Annotated in this window: 19 protein-coding genes; 6 read left to right on the top strand and 13 right to left on the bottom strand. The window is 70.2% G+C overall.

All coding sequences use genetic code 11. From position 1 onward, the window contains the following. Positions 1-101 precede the first annotated feature (101 nt). Both TMZ1T_RS17735 and TMZ1T_RS17730 read left to right on the top strand, forming a co-directional pair. Positions 102-1,265, top strand: a complete 1,164-nt coding sequence (locus TMZ1T_RS17735) for a UbiH/UbiF family hydroxylase (protein WP_004327260.1) — start codon at positions 102-104, stop codon at positions 1,263-1,265. A gap of 17 nt (positions 1,266-1,282) precedes the next feature. Further along, positions 1,283-2,011 carry a DsbC family protein gene (locus TMZ1T_RS17730; RefSeq protein ID WP_012586055.1) on the top strand — a complete coding sequence of 243 codons (729 nt, stop codon included), beginning with the start codon at positions 1,283-1,285 and terminating at the stop codon, positions 2,009-2,011. A gap of 48 nt (positions 2,012-2,059) precedes the next feature. Here TMZ1T_RS17730 and mltA read toward each other — a convergent pair whose 3' ends face one another. After that, complete coding sequence (gene mltA, locus TMZ1T_RS17725) at positions 2,060-3,316, bottom strand: murein transglycosylase A (RefSeq protein WP_012586054.1); 1,257 nt, start codon at positions 3,314-3,316, stop codon at positions 2,060-2,062. A 64-nt stretch (positions 3,317-3,380) separates the two neighbouring features. On the opposite strand from mltA, the gene TMZ1T_RS21650 reads away from it, so the two are divergent. Genes TMZ1T_RS21650 through TMZ1T_RS17715 form a run of 3 tightly spaced genes read left to right on the top strand, consistent with a single transcriptional unit; the run spans position 3,381 to position 5,318 of the window. Then, complete coding sequence (locus TMZ1T_RS21650) at positions 3,381-3,515, top strand: hypothetical protein (protein ID WP_012586053.1); 135 nt, start codon at positions 3,381-3,383, stop codon at positions 3,513-3,515. Beyond that, entirely contained in the window at positions 3,496-4,371 is an 876-nt protein-coding gene (locus TMZ1T_RS17720; protein ID WP_004326477.1) for an ATP-binding protein, read from the top strand. The genes TMZ1T_RS21650 and TMZ1T_RS17720 overlap by 20 nt, the downstream gene beginning before the upstream one ends. Further along, complete coding sequence (locus tag TMZ1T_RS17715; protein ID WP_004326476.1) at positions 4,368-5,318, top strand: Nudix family hydrolase; 951 nt, start codon at positions 4,368-4,370, stop codon at positions 5,316-5,318. Before TMZ1T_RS17720 ends, TMZ1T_RS17715 begins: the two co-directional genes overlap by 4 nt. Before the next feature lie 49 nt (positions 5,319-5,367). Here TMZ1T_RS17715 and TMZ1T_RS17710 read toward each other — a convergent pair whose 3' ends face one another. The 12 genes from TMZ1T_RS17710 to TMZ1T_RS17655 form a co-directional block, all read right to left on the bottom strand. Continuing rightward, the gene (locus TMZ1T_RS17710; protein WP_004326475.1) at positions 5,368-5,589 is read right to left on the bottom strand and encodes a DNA gyrase inhibitor YacG; all 222 of its coding nucleotides are present in this window, start codon (positions 5,587-5,589) and stop codon (positions 5,368-5,370) included. Between the two features lie 2 nt (positions 5,590-5,591). Further along, positions 5,592-6,347, bottom strand: coding sequence for a cell division protein ZapD (gene zapD, locus TMZ1T_RS17705; RefSeq protein ID WP_004326474.1), 756 nt, complete (start codon positions 6,345-6,347; stop codon positions 5,592-5,594). Positions 6,348-6,432: 85 nt separating this feature from the next. Continuing rightward, complete coding sequence (gene coaE, locus TMZ1T_RS17700; protein ID WP_004326473.1) at positions 6,433-7,047, bottom strand: dephospho-CoA kinase; 615 nt, start codon at positions 7,045-7,047, stop codon at positions 6,433-6,435. 13 nt (positions 7,048-7,060) lie between these two features. Further along, complete coding sequence (locus tag TMZ1T_RS17695; protein WP_012586052.1) at positions 7,061-7,933, bottom strand: SPOR domain-containing protein; 873 nt, start codon at positions 7,931-7,933, stop codon at positions 7,061-7,063. Positions 7,934-8,010: 77 nt separating this feature from the next. Next, a complete protein-coding gene (locus tag TMZ1T_RS17690; protein WP_004314452.1) occupies positions 8,011-9,375 on the bottom strand; it encodes a TrpB-like pyridoxal phosphate-dependent enzyme in 1,365 nt (454 codons plus the stop codon). Positions 9,376-9,401: 26 nt separating this feature from the next. Next, the gene (locus TMZ1T_RS17685; protein WP_004314451.1) at positions 9,402-10,139 is read right to left on the bottom strand and encodes a type III pantothenate kinase; all 738 of its coding nucleotides are present in this window, start codon (positions 10,137-10,139) and stop codon (positions 9,402-9,404) included. Continuing rightward, complete coding sequence (locus tag TMZ1T_RS17680) at positions 10,136-10,969, bottom strand: biotin--[acetyl-CoA-carboxylase] ligase (protein ID WP_012586051.1); 834 nt, start codon at positions 10,967-10,969, stop codon at positions 10,136-10,138. Before TMZ1T_RS17680 ends, TMZ1T_RS17685 begins: the two co-directional genes overlap by 4 nt. 132 nt (positions 10,970-11,101) lie before the next feature. Then, positions 11,102-12,526, bottom strand: coding sequence for a nitrogen regulation protein NR(I) (ntrC, locus tag TMZ1T_RS17675; RefSeq protein ID WP_004314449.1), 1,425 nt, complete (start codon positions 12,524-12,526; stop codon positions 11,102-11,104). A 26-nt stretch (positions 12,527-12,552) separates the two neighbouring features. Next, positions 12,553-13,629 (bottom strand): nitrogen regulation protein NR(II), encoded by a 1,077-nt coding sequence (glnL, locus tag TMZ1T_RS17670; protein ID WP_004314448.1) that lies wholly within the window; start codon positions 13,627-13,629, stop codon positions 12,553-12,555. 53 nt (positions 13,630-13,682) lie between these two features. Continuing rightward, entirely contained in the window at positions 13,683-14,168 is a 486-nt protein-coding gene (locus TMZ1T_RS17665) for a DUF4124 domain-containing protein (protein WP_004314447.1), read from the bottom strand. A 136-nt stretch (positions 14,169-14,304) separates the two neighbouring features. Continuing rightward, positions 14,305-15,714, bottom strand: a complete 1,410-nt coding sequence (gene glnA, locus TMZ1T_RS17660) for a type I glutamate--ammonia ligase (protein WP_004314445.1) — start codon at positions 15,712-15,714, stop codon at positions 14,305-14,307. 218 nt (positions 15,715-15,932) lie between these two features. Next, a complete protein-coding gene (locus TMZ1T_RS17655; RefSeq protein ID WP_012586050.1) occupies positions 15,933-17,120 on the bottom strand; it encodes a cation diffusion facilitator family transporter in 1,188 nt (395 codons plus the stop codon). Positions 17,121-17,179: 59 nt separating this feature from the next. Between TMZ1T_RS17655 and TMZ1T_RS17650 the strand changes: the two genes are divergently transcribed. Further along, positions 17,180-17,632, top strand: a complete 453-nt coding sequence (locus TMZ1T_RS17650; RefSeq protein WP_004314441.1) for a rhodanese-like domain-containing protein — start codon at positions 17,180-17,182, stop codon at positions 17,630-17,632. The last annotated feature ends 23 nt before the right edge of the window (positions 17,633-17,655 follow it).

Here is a 17,655-nt window from a genome sequence, read left to right as displayed (position 1 = left end):
TTACAGCTGCCGGATCCCCCCGCACTCCGCGAGTGCGTACGTGGCGGCAAGGCGCGCCCTCGGGCACAATCCAAAGCTGTACCGAGTTTCCGGGGATCGCGATGAAATTCGACCTCATCATCGTCGGCGGCGGTCTCGCCGGGGCCGCGCTTGCGGTAGCGCTGCGCCGTAGCGCACTGCGGATCGCCGTGATCGAACATGCTGTGCCGCGCCGCCCCGAAGGCTGGGACGCCCGCGTCTACGCCTACAGCCCGGTGAGCGCACGCTTCCTGGACCAGCTTGGCGTGTGGGCCCATCTGGACCACCAACGCCTCGCTGAAGTCGCCGAGATGCGTATCCACGGCGATGCGGGCGGCGAGCTCGTATTTTCGGCCTACGACAGCGGACTCGAGGAGCTTGCCTGGATCGGCGAGTCCAGCTTGGTTCATGTCGAAATCTGGGAGAGCCTCAAGCGCCAGCACAACGTCACGCTGTTCTGTCCAGCGGCGCCGGAGGCGCTCGAGATCGACGAAGATGCGGCGACGTTGCGCCTGGGCGACGGTCGCAGCCTGAAAGCCGCGTTGGTCGTCGGTGCGGACGGACGCGACTCCTGGGTACGCGAACGCGCCGGAATCGCCGCGACGATCACGCCCTACGGCGAGCGCGGCGTGGTGGCCAACTTCGTCTGCGAGCGCCCCAGTCGCGGTGTCGCTTACCAGTGGTTCCGCGCCGACGGCGTGTTGGCTTGGCTGCCCCTGCCCGGGCGTCACATGTCCATGGTGTGGTCCGCGCCCGACGCGTTCGCCGACGAGCTGCTCGGGCTCGAGGCCGAGGAGTTCTGCGCGCGCGTGGAGGGGGCTGGCGGCCGCGCGCTCGGCAAGCTCGAGCTCGCCGGCCAGCGCGCCGCTTTTCCGCTGCGTCTGATGCGCGTGGAAGAGACGGTGCGCCCAAGGGTGGCGCTGATCGGAGATGCCGCGCATGCGATCCACCCGCTCTCGGGACATGGCATCAACCTCGGCTTTCAGGATGCGAAGGCGCTGGCGGAGGTGCTCGACGCGCTACCGTCCTGGCAGGACGCAGGCGATCTTTCGGTGCTGCGGCGCTATGCGCGCATGCGTGCGGAAGAGCCCTTCCTGCTGCAGTACACGACGCATGCCCTGAGTCGCTTGTTCGGGCGCCAGGATCCCCTCTCGGCGACCCTGCGCAATCTCGGGATGAACCTGACCGGGCGGGTCCCGGTCTTAAAAAATGCGCTGGTGCGCTACGCTGCCAACGGTCGCTTCTGAACCCTGTGGAGAACTTGATGAAAGCCCTTTCCGTCCCGTCCCTGATCCGGCCCCTCGGCCTCGCCCTGGCGCTCGGTGCGACCACGTTCGCACACGCCGACGAAGCCGGGGTCAAGAAGAGCATGGAGGCCTTCATCGGCTCGCCGGCGGTGGAGAGGGTGACTCGTACCGACTATGCCGGGCTGTACGAGGTCGTGCTCAAGAACGGCCAGCTCGTGTATACCGATGCGAAGAACAGCTTCATCATCGACGGCAGCATCATCGATACCGCCACGCGCCGCGACGTGACCCAGGCGCGCCTCAATCAGCTCTCCGCGATCGACTTCTCCACCCTGCCGCTCGACCACGCGGTGAAGGTCGTGAAAGGCAAGGGCACGCGCGTGATCGCCACCTTCGAGGATCCCAACTGCGGCTACTGCAAGCGCCTGGGCAAGGAGCTCGAGCAGATGGACGACGTCACCGTGTACACCTTCCTGTATCCGATCCTGAGCGAGGACTCGCGTGTCAAGTCGGACAACATCTGGTGCGCGAAGGACAAGGGGAGGGCGTGGACCGACTGGGTGGTCGATGGCAAGGAGCCCGCCAAGGCGAGCTGCGATACCGCGACCATCACGCGTAACGTCGAACTCGGCCAGAGCCTCCGCATCAGCGGCACGCCGACGATCTTCCTCGCCGACGGCTCGCGCATCGGCGGCTACCTGCCGCGCGCCGAACTCGAAAAGGCGATGGACGCCGCCAAGCGCTGATCCCTCGCAGGGCGCGGGCGGACGGTCACGCCCGCGCCGCGGATCGGGTCAGTGCGGCATGGGCGGCTTCATCCCCCTCGGCAGCAGCACCCACATCCGCCCCTGCTGACGCATCTTCCCGGCCTCGCGGCCAGCCTCGGCACCGAATCCCCAAAAGAAATCGGCACGCACTGCGCCCTTGATCGCGCCCCCGGTGTCCTGCGCCATGACCAGGCGCTCGAGCGGGCGCTCGCTGAGCGGCTGCGTGGTCGAGAGGAACACCGGTGCGCCCAGCGGCACGTAGCGCGGATCCACCGCGATGCTGCGGCCCTCGGAGAGCGGCACGCCGAGCGCGCCCACCGGCCCGCCGCCCGAGGCGGGCAACTCGCGGAAGAAGACGTAGCTCGGGTTGGCATTGAGCAGTTCCTGCAGGCGCCGCGGGTTGTCCTGCGCCCAGCGCTTGATCCCATCCATCGAGGCCTTGTCCAGCGTCAGCTCGCCCTGGGCGACCAGCCAGCGCCCGATCGACTGGTAGGGATGGCCGTTCTGGTCGGCATAGCCGACCCGCACCAGGCTGCCGTCGGGCAGCTGCACCCGCCCCGAGCCCTGCACCTGCAGGAAGAAGAGTTCGATCGGATCGTCCGCCCACAGCAGCACCGGTGCCGGGACCTCGCGTTCGGAGAGCTGCTGGCGGTTCCAGTACGGCAGCACCTTGTTGCCGACGAGGCGGCCGCGCAGGCGCAGGCTCTTCAGTTCCGGATACACGTCGGCGAGCTCGATCGTCAGCATGTCCTGCGGCACGCCATGGATCGGCCAGGTGCTGCGTCCGCCGCGCGTGCGACTGCCACGGATCAGCGGCTCGTAGTAGCCGGTCACCAGCCCGTTCGCGCTGCCGTCGGGATTCACCACCTGCCAGGGCGTGAAGCGGCTCTCGAGGAAGCGACGCACAGTGCCGCCGTCGGGTGCTCCGCCCAGGCGGGCGGCCTCCTCGCAAGCTGCCTTCCACGGTGCCTGGCGCACCAGGGTGCCGCAGGAGGCGCGCAACGCCGGCCAGGCCGCCGACAGCTCGTCGCGCTGCCAGCCTTCGATCGCGCCCCAGTCGCTCGCCTGCAGCGCGGCTGCGGCTGGGGCGGCCGGGGCAGCCGGAGCGCCCGGCGTGGCGGCTGGTGCGGCGCCGGAGCAGGGCGCGCAGCTCGGACAGGGTACGCAGGGGCGCTCTCCGGAGGGTTCGGGCGTGCCGGGCAGGGCGGCGCAAGCGGCCACCAGCAGGGCGGAGAGGGAAGGGAAGAGGGCGTTGCGGGTGCGGCAGAGCATCTTGCGGGGCATTGGTTGAACTCGGCTGTCTTTGCCGCCAGTATACCGGGCCCCCACAGGCTGCCGGAGACGGAAGGTGTGGCTGATCTTTCTCGAACTCGGTGTCGCGCTCGCGCTGCTGCTGGTCGTAGGGCTCGCCCTGCGCCAGTCGTCCGCGCACGCGCGCGACCGGGACGATTGCGGAAACCCCGATGACCAAGGAACTCGCTGAGCTGCTCGCCCGCGCCGAAGGCGTGCTGGCGCGCCTCGAAACCCTGCTGCCCGGCCCTGCCGCCGCGCCCGACTGGGACGCCGCGGTCGCCTTTCGCTGGCAGCGCCGCCACGGCCGTACCGCGCTGCGCCCGGTGCGTGCGCCGCACCGCATCATGCTCGCCGACATCCAGGACGTGGACGAGCAGAAGGCGCGCATCGACCGCAACACCCGCCAGTTCCTCGCCGGCCGGCGCGCCAACAACGTGCTCCTCACGGGCGCGCGCGGCACCGGCAAGTCCTCGCTGATCAAGGCCCTGCTCAACGAATACGCCGCGCGCGGCTTGCGCCTGATCGAGGTGGACAAGACCGACCTGGTCGACCTGCCCGAGATCGTCGAACTGGTCGCCGGCCGGCCGGAGCGCTTCATCCTCTTCTGCGACGACCTTTCCTTCGAGGAGGGCGAGGACGCCTACAAGGCCTTGAAGAGCGTGCTCGACGGCTCGGTGTCGGCGATGTCGGACAACGTGCTGATCTACGCCACCTCCAACCGCCGCCACCTGATGCCGGAGTACCACGACGAGAATCTGCAGGCCCGCCATGTCGATGGCGAGGTGCACCCGGGCGAGGCGGTCGAAGAAAAGATCTCGCTCTCCGAGCGCTTCGGCCTGTGGATCTCCTTCTACCCCTTCAGCCAGGACGAGTACCTCGACATCGTCGCGCACTGGCTGCGCAGCTTCGGGGCGAGCGATGACGAAATCTCCGCCGCCCGCCAGGAGGCGCTGCAGTGGGCGCTGATGCGCGGCTCGCGTTCGGGCCGCGTCGCCTGGCAGTTCGCCCGCGACCATGCCGGTCGCCTGCAGGACGACGCGCGATGACGCGCAAGCGGGTGGAGGTCGCCGCCGGCGTGCTGCTGCGCGAGGACGGTTGTTACCTGCTCGGCCAGCGCGCGCCGGATGCGGTGTATGCGGGCTACTGGGAGTTTCCCGGCGGCAAGGTCGAGCCTGGCGAGAGCCCGGCGCAGGCTCTGGTCCGCGAGCTCGACGAGGAACTCGGCATCCGCGTCACGCGGCTGCGGCCCTGGCTGTGCCGCGAGCACCTCTACGAGCATGCCCACGTCCGCCTGCACTTCCAAGAGGTTGCGGCCTGGGAGGGCGAGCTCGCCGACCGGGTGCACAGCGCCCTCGCCTGGGTGCGTCCCGAGGGCCCCGCGCGCGAGCCGATGCTGCCCGCCAACGGACCGATCCTGAAGGCTCTGCGCCTGCCGCGCACGATGGGCATCACCCAGGCGGCGGAGATCGGCGTAGAGGTCCAGCTCGACGCGCTCGAGCGTGCGCTCGCCGGCGGTCTGCGCCTGGTGCAGGTGCGCGAGGCGACGCTGCCCGATGCTGCACGCGAGGCCTTCGCGCGCGCGGCGCTGGCGCGCGTGCGGGCGCATGGCGGGCTGCTGGTGGTGAATGAGGACGAGGTGCTCGCGCGCCGCATCGGCGCCGACGGCGTGCATCTGCCGGCGCGCCGGCTGATGGCGGTGCAGGCGCGACCGGATTTCCCCTGGGTGGGGGCGTCCTGCCACGACCGCGCGGGGCTCGAGCGCGCCGCGGCGCTGGAGCTCGATTACGCCTTGCTCGGACCGGTGCAGCCGACCCTGACCCATCCCGGCCAGGCGGGGATGGGCTGGGAAGGGTTCGCGAGCACGGCGGCGGGCCTGCCGCTGCCGGTGTTCGCCCTCGGCGGGCTGGCAGCGGATGACATGGAGCGTGCGCGCGATGCCGGCGCGCACGGCATCGCCGCGATCCGCGCGATCTGGAGGCCCGTCCGGGATTGAAGGCGCACGCGCCGCGAGGCGGTGGCGAATCCGCCCGCGCCGGCGGCGTTCAGCGCTGCGGCATCTCGCCCGCGCCGGGCGGCTGGTAGTCGATCTCGTCGAGCGGCGCATCGGGCGGCGAACTCGGCACACGGTAGCCTTCCGAGGCCCACTCGCCGAGGTCGATCTGCTTGCAGCGCGCCGAGCAGAACGGGCGCCAGCGGCTCTCCGGCTTCCATTCGACGTCCTTGCCGCAGGTGGGGCAGCGCACGGTGCGGGCCCGGGTGTCCATGTTCACAGGCTGCAGAAGGTCAGTTCGAAGGCGACGTCGCGCTCGGCCACGCGTGGGCGTGCGACGGTCTCGGGCAGCATGAAGCGCACGTTGAGTGCGTACTTGTTGGCGCTGATTTCGGGCACCACGGTCTCGGACTGCGCCAGACGCACGCGCAGCATCTGTGCGGTGCGCCCCGCCATGGTGAGCTGGAAGGCGCCGGCACGTGCGTGCAGCGGCTCGGGGTGGCCGCTGGCGCGCAGCAGGCGCAGCACGATCTCGATGCCATCGCGGATCGGCGCTATCGGCTGGATCCAGGTGCCGAGGTCGCCGCGGCGCACGGCCGGGTCGCGATTGAGCCAGTAGTGGTAGGACGGCAGGTCGAACTGGCAGACTCCGCCCGGGATCGCCGCGCGGCTGCGGATGCTCATCAGCCACTCGTTCTCGCGCAGGTACTGGCCGATCTTGCCTGCCATCGCGAGCAGCCCGGTGGAGGCCTGCTCGATCTCGTAGAGCGCGCCGGCAAGCGCTTCCTCGGAGATCTCGGGGTTGTTGCGGAAGGACATCAGGATCTGGCGCTGGCGCTCGAGTTCCTGCACCAGGTCGACCTTCAGGTCTGCGCGGCTCGCCACTTCGAGCGTCTCGAAGATGGTCAGCAGCGCGACATGGTGGTCTTGCGGCGCCGTGCCCGCGGTGAAATGGGCAATCTTGAGGAGCAGGTCCTCCAGGCGCAGCAAGGTGCGGATGCGCTCGTTGAGAGGATATTCGTAGCTAATCACCGCAGCGTGTCCGCCTGTATCGCACCTGTTCAGAGTCGCGCCGATGATAGCACAGGCCCCCTTCCCACCATGGCGAGGCACGGTTTCAGTGCGTCGCCGCGGCGAGGTAGGCGGCGTGCAGGCGATCGACCTGTGCGTGCAGGGATGCGAGCGTGCCGGCGTTGTCGAGCACGTCGTCGGCGGCGGCCAGACGTTGCGCCCGACTGGCCTGCGCGGCCATGATGGCGCGGATCTGTTCATCGACGAGCCCGCTGCGCGCACGCACGCGCGCGACCTGCAGCGCCTCGGGACAGTCGACCACGCAGATGCGGTCGTAGCGCTCGCGGTAGCCGCCAGACTCGACCAGCAGCGGCACTGCGAGGATCACGTAGGGGCCGCTGGCCGCCAGGCACTGGCGGGCGCTCTCGGCGCGGATCAGCGGGTGCAGGATGGCCTCGAGGCGGCGGCGGGCATCGGGCTCGCGGAAGGCGAGCGCGCGCATGGCGGCGCGGTCGAGGCGGCCATCGGGCGCGATCATGGCGTCGCCGAAGGCGACGTGGATGGCCTCGATCGCGCCGCCGCCGGGGGCGGTGAGCTCGTGGGCGATACGGTCGGTGTCGACCACGCTCGCGCCGAGGGCGGCGAAGCGGTCGGTGGCGGCGCTCTTGCCGCTGCCGATGCCGCCGGTGAGGCCGACGATGTAGGGGCGCTTCGCGCTCATCTCCTTCTCCGAATCAGCGCGTGCAGGCCTGGCGCCGGGCGCGCAGGCCGGGCGCGGCCGATTCGACGATGCGCAGCTCGTTGGCCGGGACGTTGGCCTGGATGCGGTAGCTGGTGCCCATGCGCGGCTCGATGCCGGCGTTCTCGACGCCCTTGGCACGCAGTTGGCCGAGCAGGATGCGGGCGCGGTTCTCGGTCTTGAAGAGGCCGAGCGAGACCGCGTTCTGGTTGGGGCCGGACTCCTGCACGATGAAGGTGTCGCTGACGCCGAGCAGGTTGAGCTCGACGACGCGGCGCTCGGCCTCGCTGCGGTTGCGCTGCGGCGGGATGCGCACCCACCAGGCCTCCGGCGTCTCGCTGCGGCTGCGCGCCGCGGTGATGCCGATGCGGCGCAGGCGCTGGGCGAGGCGGTCGGCCTCGCTCGCGCCGAGGTCGGCCCAGACGTGGCAGAGGGCGGGCGGCGCCGGCGAGGGGGCGGGGACCAGGGCAGGCTCGGGGGGCGGGGGCTCTGCCGCGGGGGCGATTTCGGCTGCCGGGGGATGGGCCGGCTCGGGTGCGACCTGCGCTGCGGGGAGCGTGGCGTCGTCCGTGGCGGCTCGCGCCGGGGCGTTGCCGGTCGTGGTGTCGGGTGGCGCGGCTGCGGTGGCCTCCGGCGCGGAAGGCGCGCGGGCGACGACCGCGGCGGGCGGGGGCGGTTCGGCGGCGACGGGCGCGAGGCCGGTGGCGCCGGTCTCGTTTGCCAGCCGGATACGCTCGGGATGCAACTGCGCGGCGATGCGCCCCGCCTCGCCCGCCGGCGGCTCGCCACCCAGCCAGCCGCCGATCGCCGCGAAGGCGAGGGCGTTGAGGATGAGCAGCAGGATGAGCAGGAAGCGCAGGGTCGTCATGCCTTGGTGTCGCAGGGGGGGCGGGGAAGGCGGGGCGCTCCGCCGGCCTTGCCGGCCGAGCGCGACCGCCAGCTCGTTCAGCCGACCTTGGGCAGGTGGGCGAGCGAAGTTGCCACCGCCTCGGCCGGGTAGTCGAAGTCCTCGAGCTTGCCCGAGAAGTAGCGCTCGTACGAGCTCATGTCGAAGTGGCCGTGGCCGGTCAGGTTGAACAGAATGGTCTTCGCCTCGCCGGTCGCCTTGCAGGCGAGCGCCTCGTCGATGGCCTGACGGATGGCGTGGCAGGACTCGGGCGCCGGGATGATGCCCTCGGCGCGTGCGAACTGCACCCCCGCCTCGAAGGTCGCCAGCTGCGGCACCGCGGCGGCCTCGATGAGGCCGGCGTGCAGCAGGTTCGACACCAGCGGCGAGTCGCCATGGTAGCGCAGGCCGCCGGCATGGATTCCGGGCGGCATGAAATCGTGGCCCAGCGTATACATCTTCATCAGCGGGGTGAAGCCGGAGGCGTCGCCGAAGTCGTAGGCGTACTGGCCCTTGGTCAGGGTCGGGCAGGAGGTCGGCTCCACCGCCACGCAGCGCAGCGTGGCGGCGCGCTTGTCGCCCGCGGCCTTGTCGGCGAGGAAGGGGAAGGCGATGCCGGCGAAGCTCGAGCCGCCGCCGCAGGGGCCGATGACGACGTCGGGATAGAGGCCGACCTTGTCGAGCTGCTTCTTCGCCTCCAGGCCGATGATGCTCTGGTGCAGCACCACGTGGTTGAGCACCGAACCCAGGGTGTAGTTGGTGTCGGCGCGGCCGGCGGCCTCTTCCACCGCCTCGGAGATGGCGATGCCGAGCGAGCCGGGGTTGTCCGGGTTCTCGGCGAGCAGGCGGCGGCCGGTCTCGGTGTGCGGCGAGGGGCTGGCGAAGACCTCGCCGCCCCAGGTCTGCATCATCAGGCGGCGGTAGGGCTTCTGGTCGTAGCTGACCTTGACCATGTAGATGCGCACCTCCAGCCCGAACATCTGCCCGGCGAAGGCGATCGACGAGCCCCACTGCCCGGCGCCGGTCTCGGTGGTCAGGCGGGTGATGCCGGCCTGCTTGTTGTAGAAGGCCTGCGGCACCGCGGAGTTGGGCTTGTGCGAGCCGGCGGGCGAGACGCCCTCGTACTTGAAGAAGATCTTCGCCGGGGTGCCGAGCGCCTGCTCCAGGCGCACCGCGCGACACAGCGGGCTCGGCCGCCACAGGCGGTAGATCTCGCGCACCTCCTGCGGGATGGCGATCCAGCGCTCGGTGCTCATCTCCTGTTCGAGGATCGCCGGCGGGAAGATGACCCCCATCTGCTCCGGCGTGGCCGGATGGCCGTCGGGGCCGAGCGGCGGCGCGAGCGGCGTCGGCAGATCGGCGGCGACGTTGTACCAGTGCGTCGGGATGTCGGCGGCGTCGAGCAGGATGCGGGTGGCTTCCATCGTTGTTTTCTCCCTTTCGATTCTTGTCAGTGGGTGGGCGGGGCGGGCAGGGTGGCGACCGTGCCCAGGCCGGTCAGCACCAGATTGTCGGTTCGTCGCAGCGGAATCTCGAGCAGGTCGGCGAAGCTGTCGGCGGCGCCGCCGCCGAGCAGGCAGAGCGCGCCGGGGTGCTCCGCGATCTGGCGGAACATGCGCTCGACTGCGCCGGTCTGGGCTTGCAGGCAGCCGGAGCGGATCGCGTCTACCGTGCGTCGCGGTTGCCACGCGAAGTGACCCTCGGCGAGCGGCAGCTGAGCCGTGCCGCGGGCGAGCGCCTGCTGCATCAGCTCGACCCCGGGCAGGATCAGGCCGCCGAGGAAGTCGCCCGCCGCGGAGAGCAGGTCCACCGTGGTCGCGGTGCCGGCGGTGACGACCAGGCAGGGGCCGGCATGGCTGTGGCGGGCACCGATCAGCGCCGCCCAGCGGTCGGCGCCGAGACGCTCGGGGTTCTCGTACAGGTTGCGCACGCCGGCGCGCGCGGCGGTGGGCAGCAGCCAATCGACCCGCAGCGGTGCGCAGGCCGTGGCGATGCGCGCGGCGACGCTGGTGCCGGCGACGTTACAGCCGAACACGCGCGCGAGTCCCGGCCAGGCGCGGCAGGCGGCGGCGAGCATGTCGATCTCGGCGTGGCCGACTGCCCCCTCGGCGAGGGCTCGCGCGGGGGCGTCCGCTGCGATCACGCGCCATTTCACCCGGGTGTTGCCGGCATCCACGAGCAGGATCATCGCGAGCCGTCCAGCAGCGGACGCAGCGACACGTCGCCGGCGAGCACCCGCTGCACGCCGTCCCCGGTGCGCAGCAGCAGGGCGCCGTCGTCGTCCACCCCGGCGCAGGTACCCTGCAGCGTGGCGGACTCCCCGCGGACCGCCACCGGTAACTCGGCGAAGGCGTTGCGCTGCTCCCAGGCGCCGCGCAGGGCGGGGAAGCCCGCGGCCGCGTAGGTGTCGAAGAGGCGGTGGAACTCGCCGAGGATGGCCGCCAGCAGGACCGGACGCGAGGGCGGTTCGCCGCCGAGCGCAGCGGCGAGGTCGGTGACGCCGGCCTGGTCGGGAATGGCGGCGTCGGCCGGCAGGCGCAGGTTGAGACCGATGCCGATCACCGCCGCGGGCGGGCGACCGCGCACGGGGAGGAGTTCGACCAGGATGCCGGCGAGCTTCTCTCCGTGCACCAGCACGTCGTTGGGCCATTTCAGCTGCACCCCCTCGACGCCGAGCTGCTCGAGCGCGCGCGCGAGCGCCAGCCCGGCGGCGAGCGAGAGTCCGGCCGGCGCCGGGGTACCCGGCGCGAAGCGCCACAGCAGCGAGAAGGTGAGGCTGGCGCCCTCCCAGGACAGCCATTGCCGCCCGCGCCGCCCGCGCCCGGCGGTCTGGCGGTCGGCCACGAGCACATGCACACGACCGTCGTCGGCGGGCGGCGCATCCACGAGACGGGCGTTGGTCGAGTCGCAGCACTCCACCCATTCGAGGGCGAAGTCGCGCGCACGCGCGCCGAGGAGGGAGGCCAGTTCGGTCGCGCAGGCGCGCGCCGAAGGCGTGGATGGACGGATGGAGGACAAGTGCGGAAGCGGCGGATCGAAAACCGCATTATCCGCCAAGACCGTGGGGGATGCGCTTCCCGCGGCATGGATGCGCTGCGCCCCGTGCGCCGGCCGCGCCAACGCGCCCCCGCATCGAGGCGACCGGGGCGATCAGCGCCCGCTTTCCTCCGTCTCCGGCGCGCGCTCCTCGTCCATGCCCAGCTCCTGGATCTTGCGGCTGATGGTGTTGCGGCCGATGCCGAGCAGCTGCGCGGCCTCGATGCGGCGGCCGCCGGTGGCGGCCAGCGCACGACGGATCAGGGTGCGCTCGAAATCGCGCGTGAGGCGGTCGAACACCTCTCCGGGGCGCGAGGCGATCAGGCGGTCGGCCTCGCTGCCCAGGCCCTCCATCCAGTTCGATGGCGACTCGCGGCCGGGTTGCTCGCGCATCTCGGGTGGCAGGTCGGCGACCTCCACCACCTGCGCCGGCGCCATCACGGTGAGCCAGTGGCACAGGTTCTCGAGCTGGCGCACGTTGCCCGGGAAAGGCTGAGCCTGCAGGTATTCGAGCGTGGCCTCCGAGATGCGCTTGCGCTCGACGCCGAGCTCCTGCGCGCTCTTCTGCAGGAAGTGCCGCACCAGCAAGGGGATGTCCTCATGGCGCTCGCGCAGCGGCGGCAGGCGCAGGCGGATGACGTTTAGGCGGTGGAAGAGGTCCTCGCGGAACAGGCCCTGGCGCACGCGCTCCTCCAGGTCCTGGTGGGTGGCGGCGATCACGCGCACGTTGGCGCGGATCGGTTGCTGGCCGCCGACGCGGTAGAAGTGGCCGTCGGAGAGCACGCGCAGCAGCCGCGTCTGCAGCTCGGCCGGCATGTCGCCGATCTCGTCGAGGAACAGCGTGCCGCCGTCGGCCTGCTCGAAGCGGCCGCGGCGCTGGGTGGCGGCGCCGGTGAAGGCGCCGCGCTCGTGGCCGAAGAGTTCGGATTCGAGCAGGTCGCGCGGGATGGCCGCGGTGTTGATGGCGATGAAGGGCGCGTCGCGGCGCGGGCTGTGGCGGTGCAGGGCGCGCGCGACCAGTTCCTTGCCGCTGCCCGACTCGCCGTTGATCAGCACGGTGGCGTGCGAGTGGGCGAGCCGCCCGATGGCGCGGAAAACCTCCTGCATCGCCGGGGCCTGGCCGAGGATCTCGGGGGCCAGGGTGGCCTCTTCGCTCGCACCGTTCTGGTGCGCGGTCTGCTCCAGCGCACGACGGACGAGCGCGACCGCCTGGTCGACGTCGAAGGGCTTGGGCAGATACTCGAAGGCGCCGCCCTGGAAGGCCGCGACTGCGCTGTCGAGGTCGGAGTAGGCGGTCATGATGATGACCGGCAGCTGCGGGTGGCGCTCCTTCACCTTCTGCAGCAGGTCCAGCCCGGACTCGCCGGGCATGCGGATGTCGGATAGCAGCGCGGCCGGCGGCTGCGGTGCGCGCTCGAGCTCGGCGAGCGCGTCGCCGGCGGAGCTGAAGCTGGCGTGGTCGATGCCCTCGCGGCCGAGCGCCTTTTCCAGCACCCAGCGGATCGAGCGGTCGTCGTCGATGATCCAGACGGTGTTCATATCGTATGCACTATTCTGGTGCGCGCTCAGGCACGCTCGGTAATCGGCAGCAGGATCGTGAAGCAGGTGCGCCCGGGACGGCTATCCACCTCGATCATGCCCTGGTGTTGCTCGATGAAGCTCTGTGCGAGCGACAGGCCCAGACCACTGCCGCCCTCCCGCCCCGAAACCAGCGGATAGAAGATGCGATCGCGGATCTCCTCGGGGATGCCGGGGCCGTCGTCGATTACTTGCAATTTGAGTGCCAGTTTGTGACGGCGCTTGGCGAGCGTGACCTGGCGCGCGATGCGGGTGCGCAGCAGGATCTCGCCGTGGCCGCCCAGCGCCTGTGCGGCGTTGCGCACGATGTTGAGCACGGCCTGGATGAGCTGCTCGCGATCGGCGGTGAGCTCGGGCAGGCTGAGGTCGTAGTCGGGGACGATGCCGATCGAAGGAAACTCGGCGAGGATCAGGCGGCGCACGCGTTCGAGCACGTCGTGGAGGTTGATCGAGGCCGGGCGCATCATGCAATGCGAACTCAGCAGGCGGTTCATCAGGTCCTGCAGGCGGTCGGCCTCGGCGATGATGACGTCGGTGAATTCGCGCAGCTGCGGGTCGTCGAGCTCGTGCTGCAGCAGCTGGGCCGAGCCGCGGATGCCGCCGAGCGGGTTCTTGATCTCGTGCGCGAGGTTGCGGATGAGCTCGCGGTTGGCCTGCTGCTGGTGCAGCAGCTGCTCCTCGCGCGCGACGCGCAGCTGCGCGTCGATCGGGCGGAATTCGAGCAGCAGGCGCACGCTTGCGGTGTCGACCGGCGTCACCGTGCAGTCGAGCCGCAGCGGCTCGGCGTCGCCGCGCTGCACGCTGATGTCCTGGCCGGTGTAGCTCCAGTTGGTGCGCAGCGCGTTGTCGAGCGCCGCGGCCAGGCCGGGCGGGCTGCCGAGCAGGCGTTCGAGCGGTTGGCCGAGCAGCTTGCGCCGGCTGATCGCGAACAGGTTCTCCGCGCCCGCGTTGAGGTAGCGGATCACCAGCCCGGCGTCGACGAGCACGACCGCCGAAGACAGCAGGTCGAGTCCGGCGAACGGGCTGCTGGGGCTGCTGGCGGCGTGGGTGGGGTGCGATGGCATGGGCGCGTCCTGTTGTTCGGTCGAGGACATGCAAGAAGCGCGCCAGGTCCGGGTCATCGCAGGCCGGAGATCTCCCGGCGCAGTGCATCGACATTGCGCTTGTGCAATTCGACGCGGTCCTTGAAGGGTCGCACGCGGTCGAGCACCTTCTGGTAGTTGCGCTCGTCGCCGAGACGGATGGATTCCTGCTCGGCGAGCGCCTTCTCGGCCTCGGCCAGCTTCTGCTCCTCGGTGCGCAGTTCTTCCTGCAGCACCTGGCGGCGGGCGTCGTCACGGCCGCGCTGCTCGTTGGGGCTCACGCGCGGGAAGTCGCCGCCCGTGGGCGTCTCGCGTGCCGCCGGAGCGGCGGGACGGCGCACGGGGGCGGGCACCGAGGACACCGGCTGGTCGGACTGCAGGCGCACGCAACCGCGCGCGAGTGCGCGATCGTTGGTGTAGGTCACCCTGCCGTCGGCATCGGTGCACTTGTAGATTTCGGCATGGGCCGGCGCGGCAAGGCCGGCGAGCAGGAGCAGCGGGAGGATTCGATACGGTCGCATGCGCAGGTCCGGAGGGGCGCGGGGACGGCAGTAACGGGCTGCAATGCCGTCATCCTTGCGGGTCAGGCCCGATTAGACCCCAGAAAAAAGGGACGGGCAACGCCCGTCCCTTCCGTCCTGCGCAGGATTTCCCGGCTTACAGGCTGTAGTACATGTCGAATTCCACCGGGTGGGTGGTGATGCGCATGCGATCGACCTCTTCCATCTTGAGCGCGATGTAGGCGTCGATGAAGTCGTTCGAGAACACGCCGCCGCGGGTCAGGAACTCGCGATCCTTGTCCAGGTACTCCAGCGCCTGCTCGAGGCTGGTGCACACGGTCGGGATCAGCGCGTCCTCTTCCGGCGGCAGGTCGTACAGGTTCTTGTCGGCCGGGTCGCCCGGGTGGATCTTGTTCTGGATGCCGTCCAGGCCCGCCATCATCAGCGCGGCGAAGCACATGTACGGGTTGGCCAGGGGATCCGGGAAGCGCGACTCGATGCGGCGGCCCTTCGGGTTGGCGACGTAGGGGATGCGGATCGAGGCCGAGCGGTTGCGCGCCGAGTAGGCGAGCTTGGTCGGGGCCTCGTAGTGCGGCACCAGGCGCTTGTACGAGTTGGTGCCCGGGTTGGTGATCGCGTTGAGCGCGCGGGCGTGCTTGATGATGCCGCCGATGTAGTACAGCGCGGTCTCGGACAGGCCGGCGTAGCCGTTGCCCGCGAACAGGTTCTTGCCGTCCTTCCAGATCGACTGGTGCACGTGCATGCCGGAGCCGTTGTCGCCGACGATGGGCTTGGGCATGAAGGTGGCGGTCTTGCCGTACTGGTGGGCGACGTTGTGCACGATGTACTTGAGCACCTGGGTCCAGTCGGCGCGCTGGGTCAGCGTGCTGAACTTGGTGCCGATCTCGCACTGGCCGGCGTTGGCCACTTCGTGGTGGTGCACCTCGACCGGCACGCCGCAGGCCTCGAGCGCGAGCACCATGGCGGCGCGCACGTCGTTGAGGCTGTCGACCGGCGGAACCGGGAAGTAGCCGCCCTTGACGCGCGGACGGTGGCCGGTGTTGCCGCCTTCGAACTTGTCCGCGGTCGACCAGGCGGCCTCTTCCGAGATGATCTTGCTATACACGCCCGACATGTCGACCGACCACTCGACCGAGTCGAAGATGAAGAACTCGGGCTCGGGGCCGAAGAAGGCGGTGTCGCCGATGCCGGTGCTCTTCAGGTAGGCCTCGGCGCGCTTGGCGATCGAGCGCGGGTCGCGGTCGTAGCCCTTGCCGTCGGAGGGCTCGATGACGTCGCAGGTGATGACCAGCGTGGTCTCGTCGAAGAAGGGGTCGATGTATGCGGTTGACGGCTCCGGCATGAGGATCATGTCCGAGGCCTGGATGCCCTTCCAGCCGGCCAGCGAGGATCCGTCGAAGGGGTGGCCGTGCTCGAAGTGCTCTTCCTCGAAGGCCGACACCGGCAGGCCGACGTGATGCTCCTTGCCGCGAATATCCGTGAAGCGCAGGTCCACGAAGCGCACTTCGTTTTCCTGGATCATCTTCATGACGTCTTGGGCGTTCATTTTGACTCCTGGTGAGATGAGGCGTTGTTGCGTTGAGCGGGTGGTGCAGCGGCCTGGGGTCGATGCGCCGGATTCGTGTGAGCAGGGCTAAGCACTTAGCGTGCCAGCCCTATGTCAGCGCGCAGGGCATTGTGCCACAAGGCTGCGAGCCCGAAATCGGTGCCTCGGCCCGGTGCGGATGCACTTCAATGGTGCGGATGTGCTCCCTGAATGCACTACTATGGTGCGAGCTCCACGAAGACGCGGATGTTGCGGTAGTGCGGATGTTCCGCGAGCCAAGTCTGGCGGTGCGATCGCAGTGCATCGAGCGCGTCCGCATCGGGGAGGGAGGGCAGGATGATTTCCACTTCCACGCGCTGGCCGAGGTAGTGGATCTGCACCCGCCGAGGGTCGGCGAAGCCGGGGCCGAGGAGCTTGCGCATGTGCGCGAGGATTTCGTCGCGCTCGGGCAGGGGGCCGGGCGGCACCGCCTGCAGCTCGCCATCGTCCTCGGGGTCGATATGCACCAGCACGTCGCGCACCTCGGGGTGGGCGGCGCGCACGCGCAGGTACACCGCGTCGGACACGCGGTGCCCCTCGGAGACGGTCAGCCGTGGATCGACCTGGACGTGGGCGTCGCACAGCACGCGGTCGGCCATCCGCCGGGTACGCATTTCGTGCAGGCCGATCACGCCCGGCGTCTCGCGGATCGTCGTGCGCAGGCGCTCGAGCTCCTCCTCCGGCAGGCCGGTGTCGATCAGTTCGCGCACCGACTTCAACGCCAGGCGGATGCCCATGTGCAGGATCAGGAAGCCGACCACCGCCGCGGCGAGCGGCTCCAGGAAGGGGTAGCCGGCAAGGCTGCCGCCGATGCCGGCGGCCACGACCAGCGAGGACGCCGCGTCCGAGCGTGCATGCCAGGCGTTGGCCTCGAGCATCGGCGCGTTGAGGCGGCGTGCGGCGGCGAGCGAGAAGCGGAACAGGCCTTCCTTCGCGGCGAGGGTCAGCAGTGCCATTCCCAGGGCCGCCGGATGCAGTACCGGCAAGGCCCCGATGTTCTGCAGGCGGATCCCCGAACTCCACAGGAAGCCGACGCCCACCGCCGCCAGGACGGAGCCGAGCACCAGCGTGGTGACGGTCTCGATGCGGCCGTGTCCGTATGGATGGTTGGTGTCGGCCGGATCGGCGCTGTGGCGGCCGGCGAGCAGCACCAGCAGGTCGGTGATGAGGTCGGAGAGGGTGTGGGCGGCGTCGGCCACCAGGCTGAACGCGCCGGCGAATAGGCCGATGACGACCTGGCCGATGGTGAGCACCGTGTTGGTCACGATGGCCACCAGGGTGGCACGCTGGATGCCACGGCTGCGGGCGAGGTCGTCCGCGCCCGCAGAGGGACGCGCAACCGGGGAGGAGGCTTGGCGGGAGTGCATGAGGGGGGCGCGGCGGACGCGCTATACTTCGACCGCCCTCATTTTAGACGGATGTTCGCATGGGAACCCTGTCGGAACTGTTGACGCTCGCCCACGAGCGCGCCGAAAGCCTCGGGCTGCCCTACCAGGGCGCGCTCACCCCCGCCGAAACCTGGCAGGTGATGCAGCTCGCCCCCGGTGCCAAGCTGGTCGATGTGCGCACGCGCGCCGAGCTCGACTGGGTGGGGCGCGTGCCCGGCGCGATCGAGATCGAGTGGAAGAGCTATCCCTCGATGCAGGAGAACCCCAACTTCCTCGCCCAGTTGAAGCACCAGGTCGACCCCGAGGCGCTGGTGCTGTTCCTGTGCCGTTCCGCCGTGCGCTCGGACTCCGCCGCGCGGCTCGCCGGCGCCAACGGCTACGCCAACTGCTACAACGTGCTCGAAGGCTTCGAAGGCGACAAGGACGCCAACAACCAGCGCAACCGCATTGGCGGCTGGCGCCTCGCCGGCCTGCCCTGGTACCAGGGCTGAGCGGCAACAAATCCTTACCCGGC

The sequence above is a fragment of the Thauera aminoaromatica genome (assembly GCF_000021765.1).
In the GTDB taxonomy this organism is placed as follows: Bacteria; Pseudomonadota; Gammaproteobacteria; order Burkholderiales; family Rhodocyclaceae; genus Thauera; species Thauera aminoaromatica.
This window is presented reverse-complemented; position numbering and strand designations above follow the sequence as displayed.

What these genes read in the sequence shown, in the direction of transcription:
- TMZ1T_RS17735 (WP_004327260.1), top strand. Translation starts at nt 102, where the DNA reads ATGAAATTCGACCTCATCATCGTCGGCGGCGGTCTCGCCGGGGCCGCG.
- TMZ1T_RS17730 (WP_012586055.1), top strand. Translation starts at nt 1,283, where the DNA reads ATGAAAGCCCTTTCCGTCCCGTCCCTGATCCGGCCCCTCGGCCTCGCC.
- mltA (WP_012586054.1), bottom strand. Translation starts at nt 3,316, where the DNA reads ATGCCCCGCAAGATGCTCTGCCGCACCCGCAACGCCCTCTTCCCTTCC.
- TMZ1T_RS17720 (WP_004326477.1), top strand. Translation starts at nt 3,496, where the DNA reads ATGACCAAGGAACTCGCTGAGCTGCTCGCCCGCGCCGAAGGCGTGCTG.
- TMZ1T_RS17715 (WP_004326476.1), top strand. Translation starts at nt 4,368, where the DNA reads ATGACGCGCAAGCGGGTGGAGGTCGCCGCCGGCGTGCTGCTGCGCGAG.
- TMZ1T_RS17710 (WP_004326475.1), bottom strand. Translation starts at nt 5,589, where the DNA reads ATGGACACCCGGGCCCGCACCGTGCGCTGCCCCACCTGCGGCAAGGAC.
- coaE (WP_004326473.1), bottom strand. Translation starts at nt 7,047, where the DNA reads ATGAGCGCGAAGCGCCCCTACATCGTCGGCCTCACCGGCGGCATCGGC.
- TMZ1T_RS17695 (WP_012586052.1), bottom strand. Translation starts at nt 7,933, where the DNA reads ATGACGACCCTGCGCTTCCTGCTCATCCTGCTGCTCATCCTCAACGCC.
- TMZ1T_RS17690 (WP_004314452.1), bottom strand. Translation starts at nt 9,375, where the DNA reads ATGGAAGCCACCCGCATCCTGCTCGACGCCGCCGACATCCCGACGCAC.
- TMZ1T_RS17685 (WP_004314451.1), bottom strand. Translation starts at nt 10,139, where the DNA reads ATGATCCTGCTCGTGGATGCCGGCAACACCCGGGTGAAATGGCGCGTG.
- ntrC (WP_004314449.1), bottom strand. Translation starts at nt 12,526, where the DNA reads ATGAACACCGTCTGGATCATCGACGACGACCGCTCGATCCGCTGGGTG.
- glnL (WP_004314448.1), bottom strand. Translation starts at nt 13,629, where the DNA reads ATGCCATCGCACCCCACCCACGCCGCCAGCAGCCCCAGCAGCCCGTTC.
- TMZ1T_RS17665 (WP_004314447.1), bottom strand. Translation starts at nt 14,168, where the DNA reads ATGCGACCGTATCGAATCCTCCCGCTGCTCCTGCTCGCCGGCCTTGCC.
- glnA (WP_004314445.1), bottom strand. Translation starts at nt 15,714, where the DNA reads ATGAACGCCCAAGACGTCATGAAGATGATCCAGGAAAACGAAGTGCGC.
- TMZ1T_RS17655 (WP_012586050.1), bottom strand. Translation starts at nt 17,120, where the DNA reads ATGCACTCCCGCCAAGCCTCCTCCCCGGTTGCGCGTCCCTCTGCGGGC.
- TMZ1T_RS17650 (WP_004314441.1), top strand. Translation starts at nt 17,180, where the DNA reads ATGGGAACCCTGTCGGAACTGTTGACGCTCGCCCACGAGCGCGCCGAA.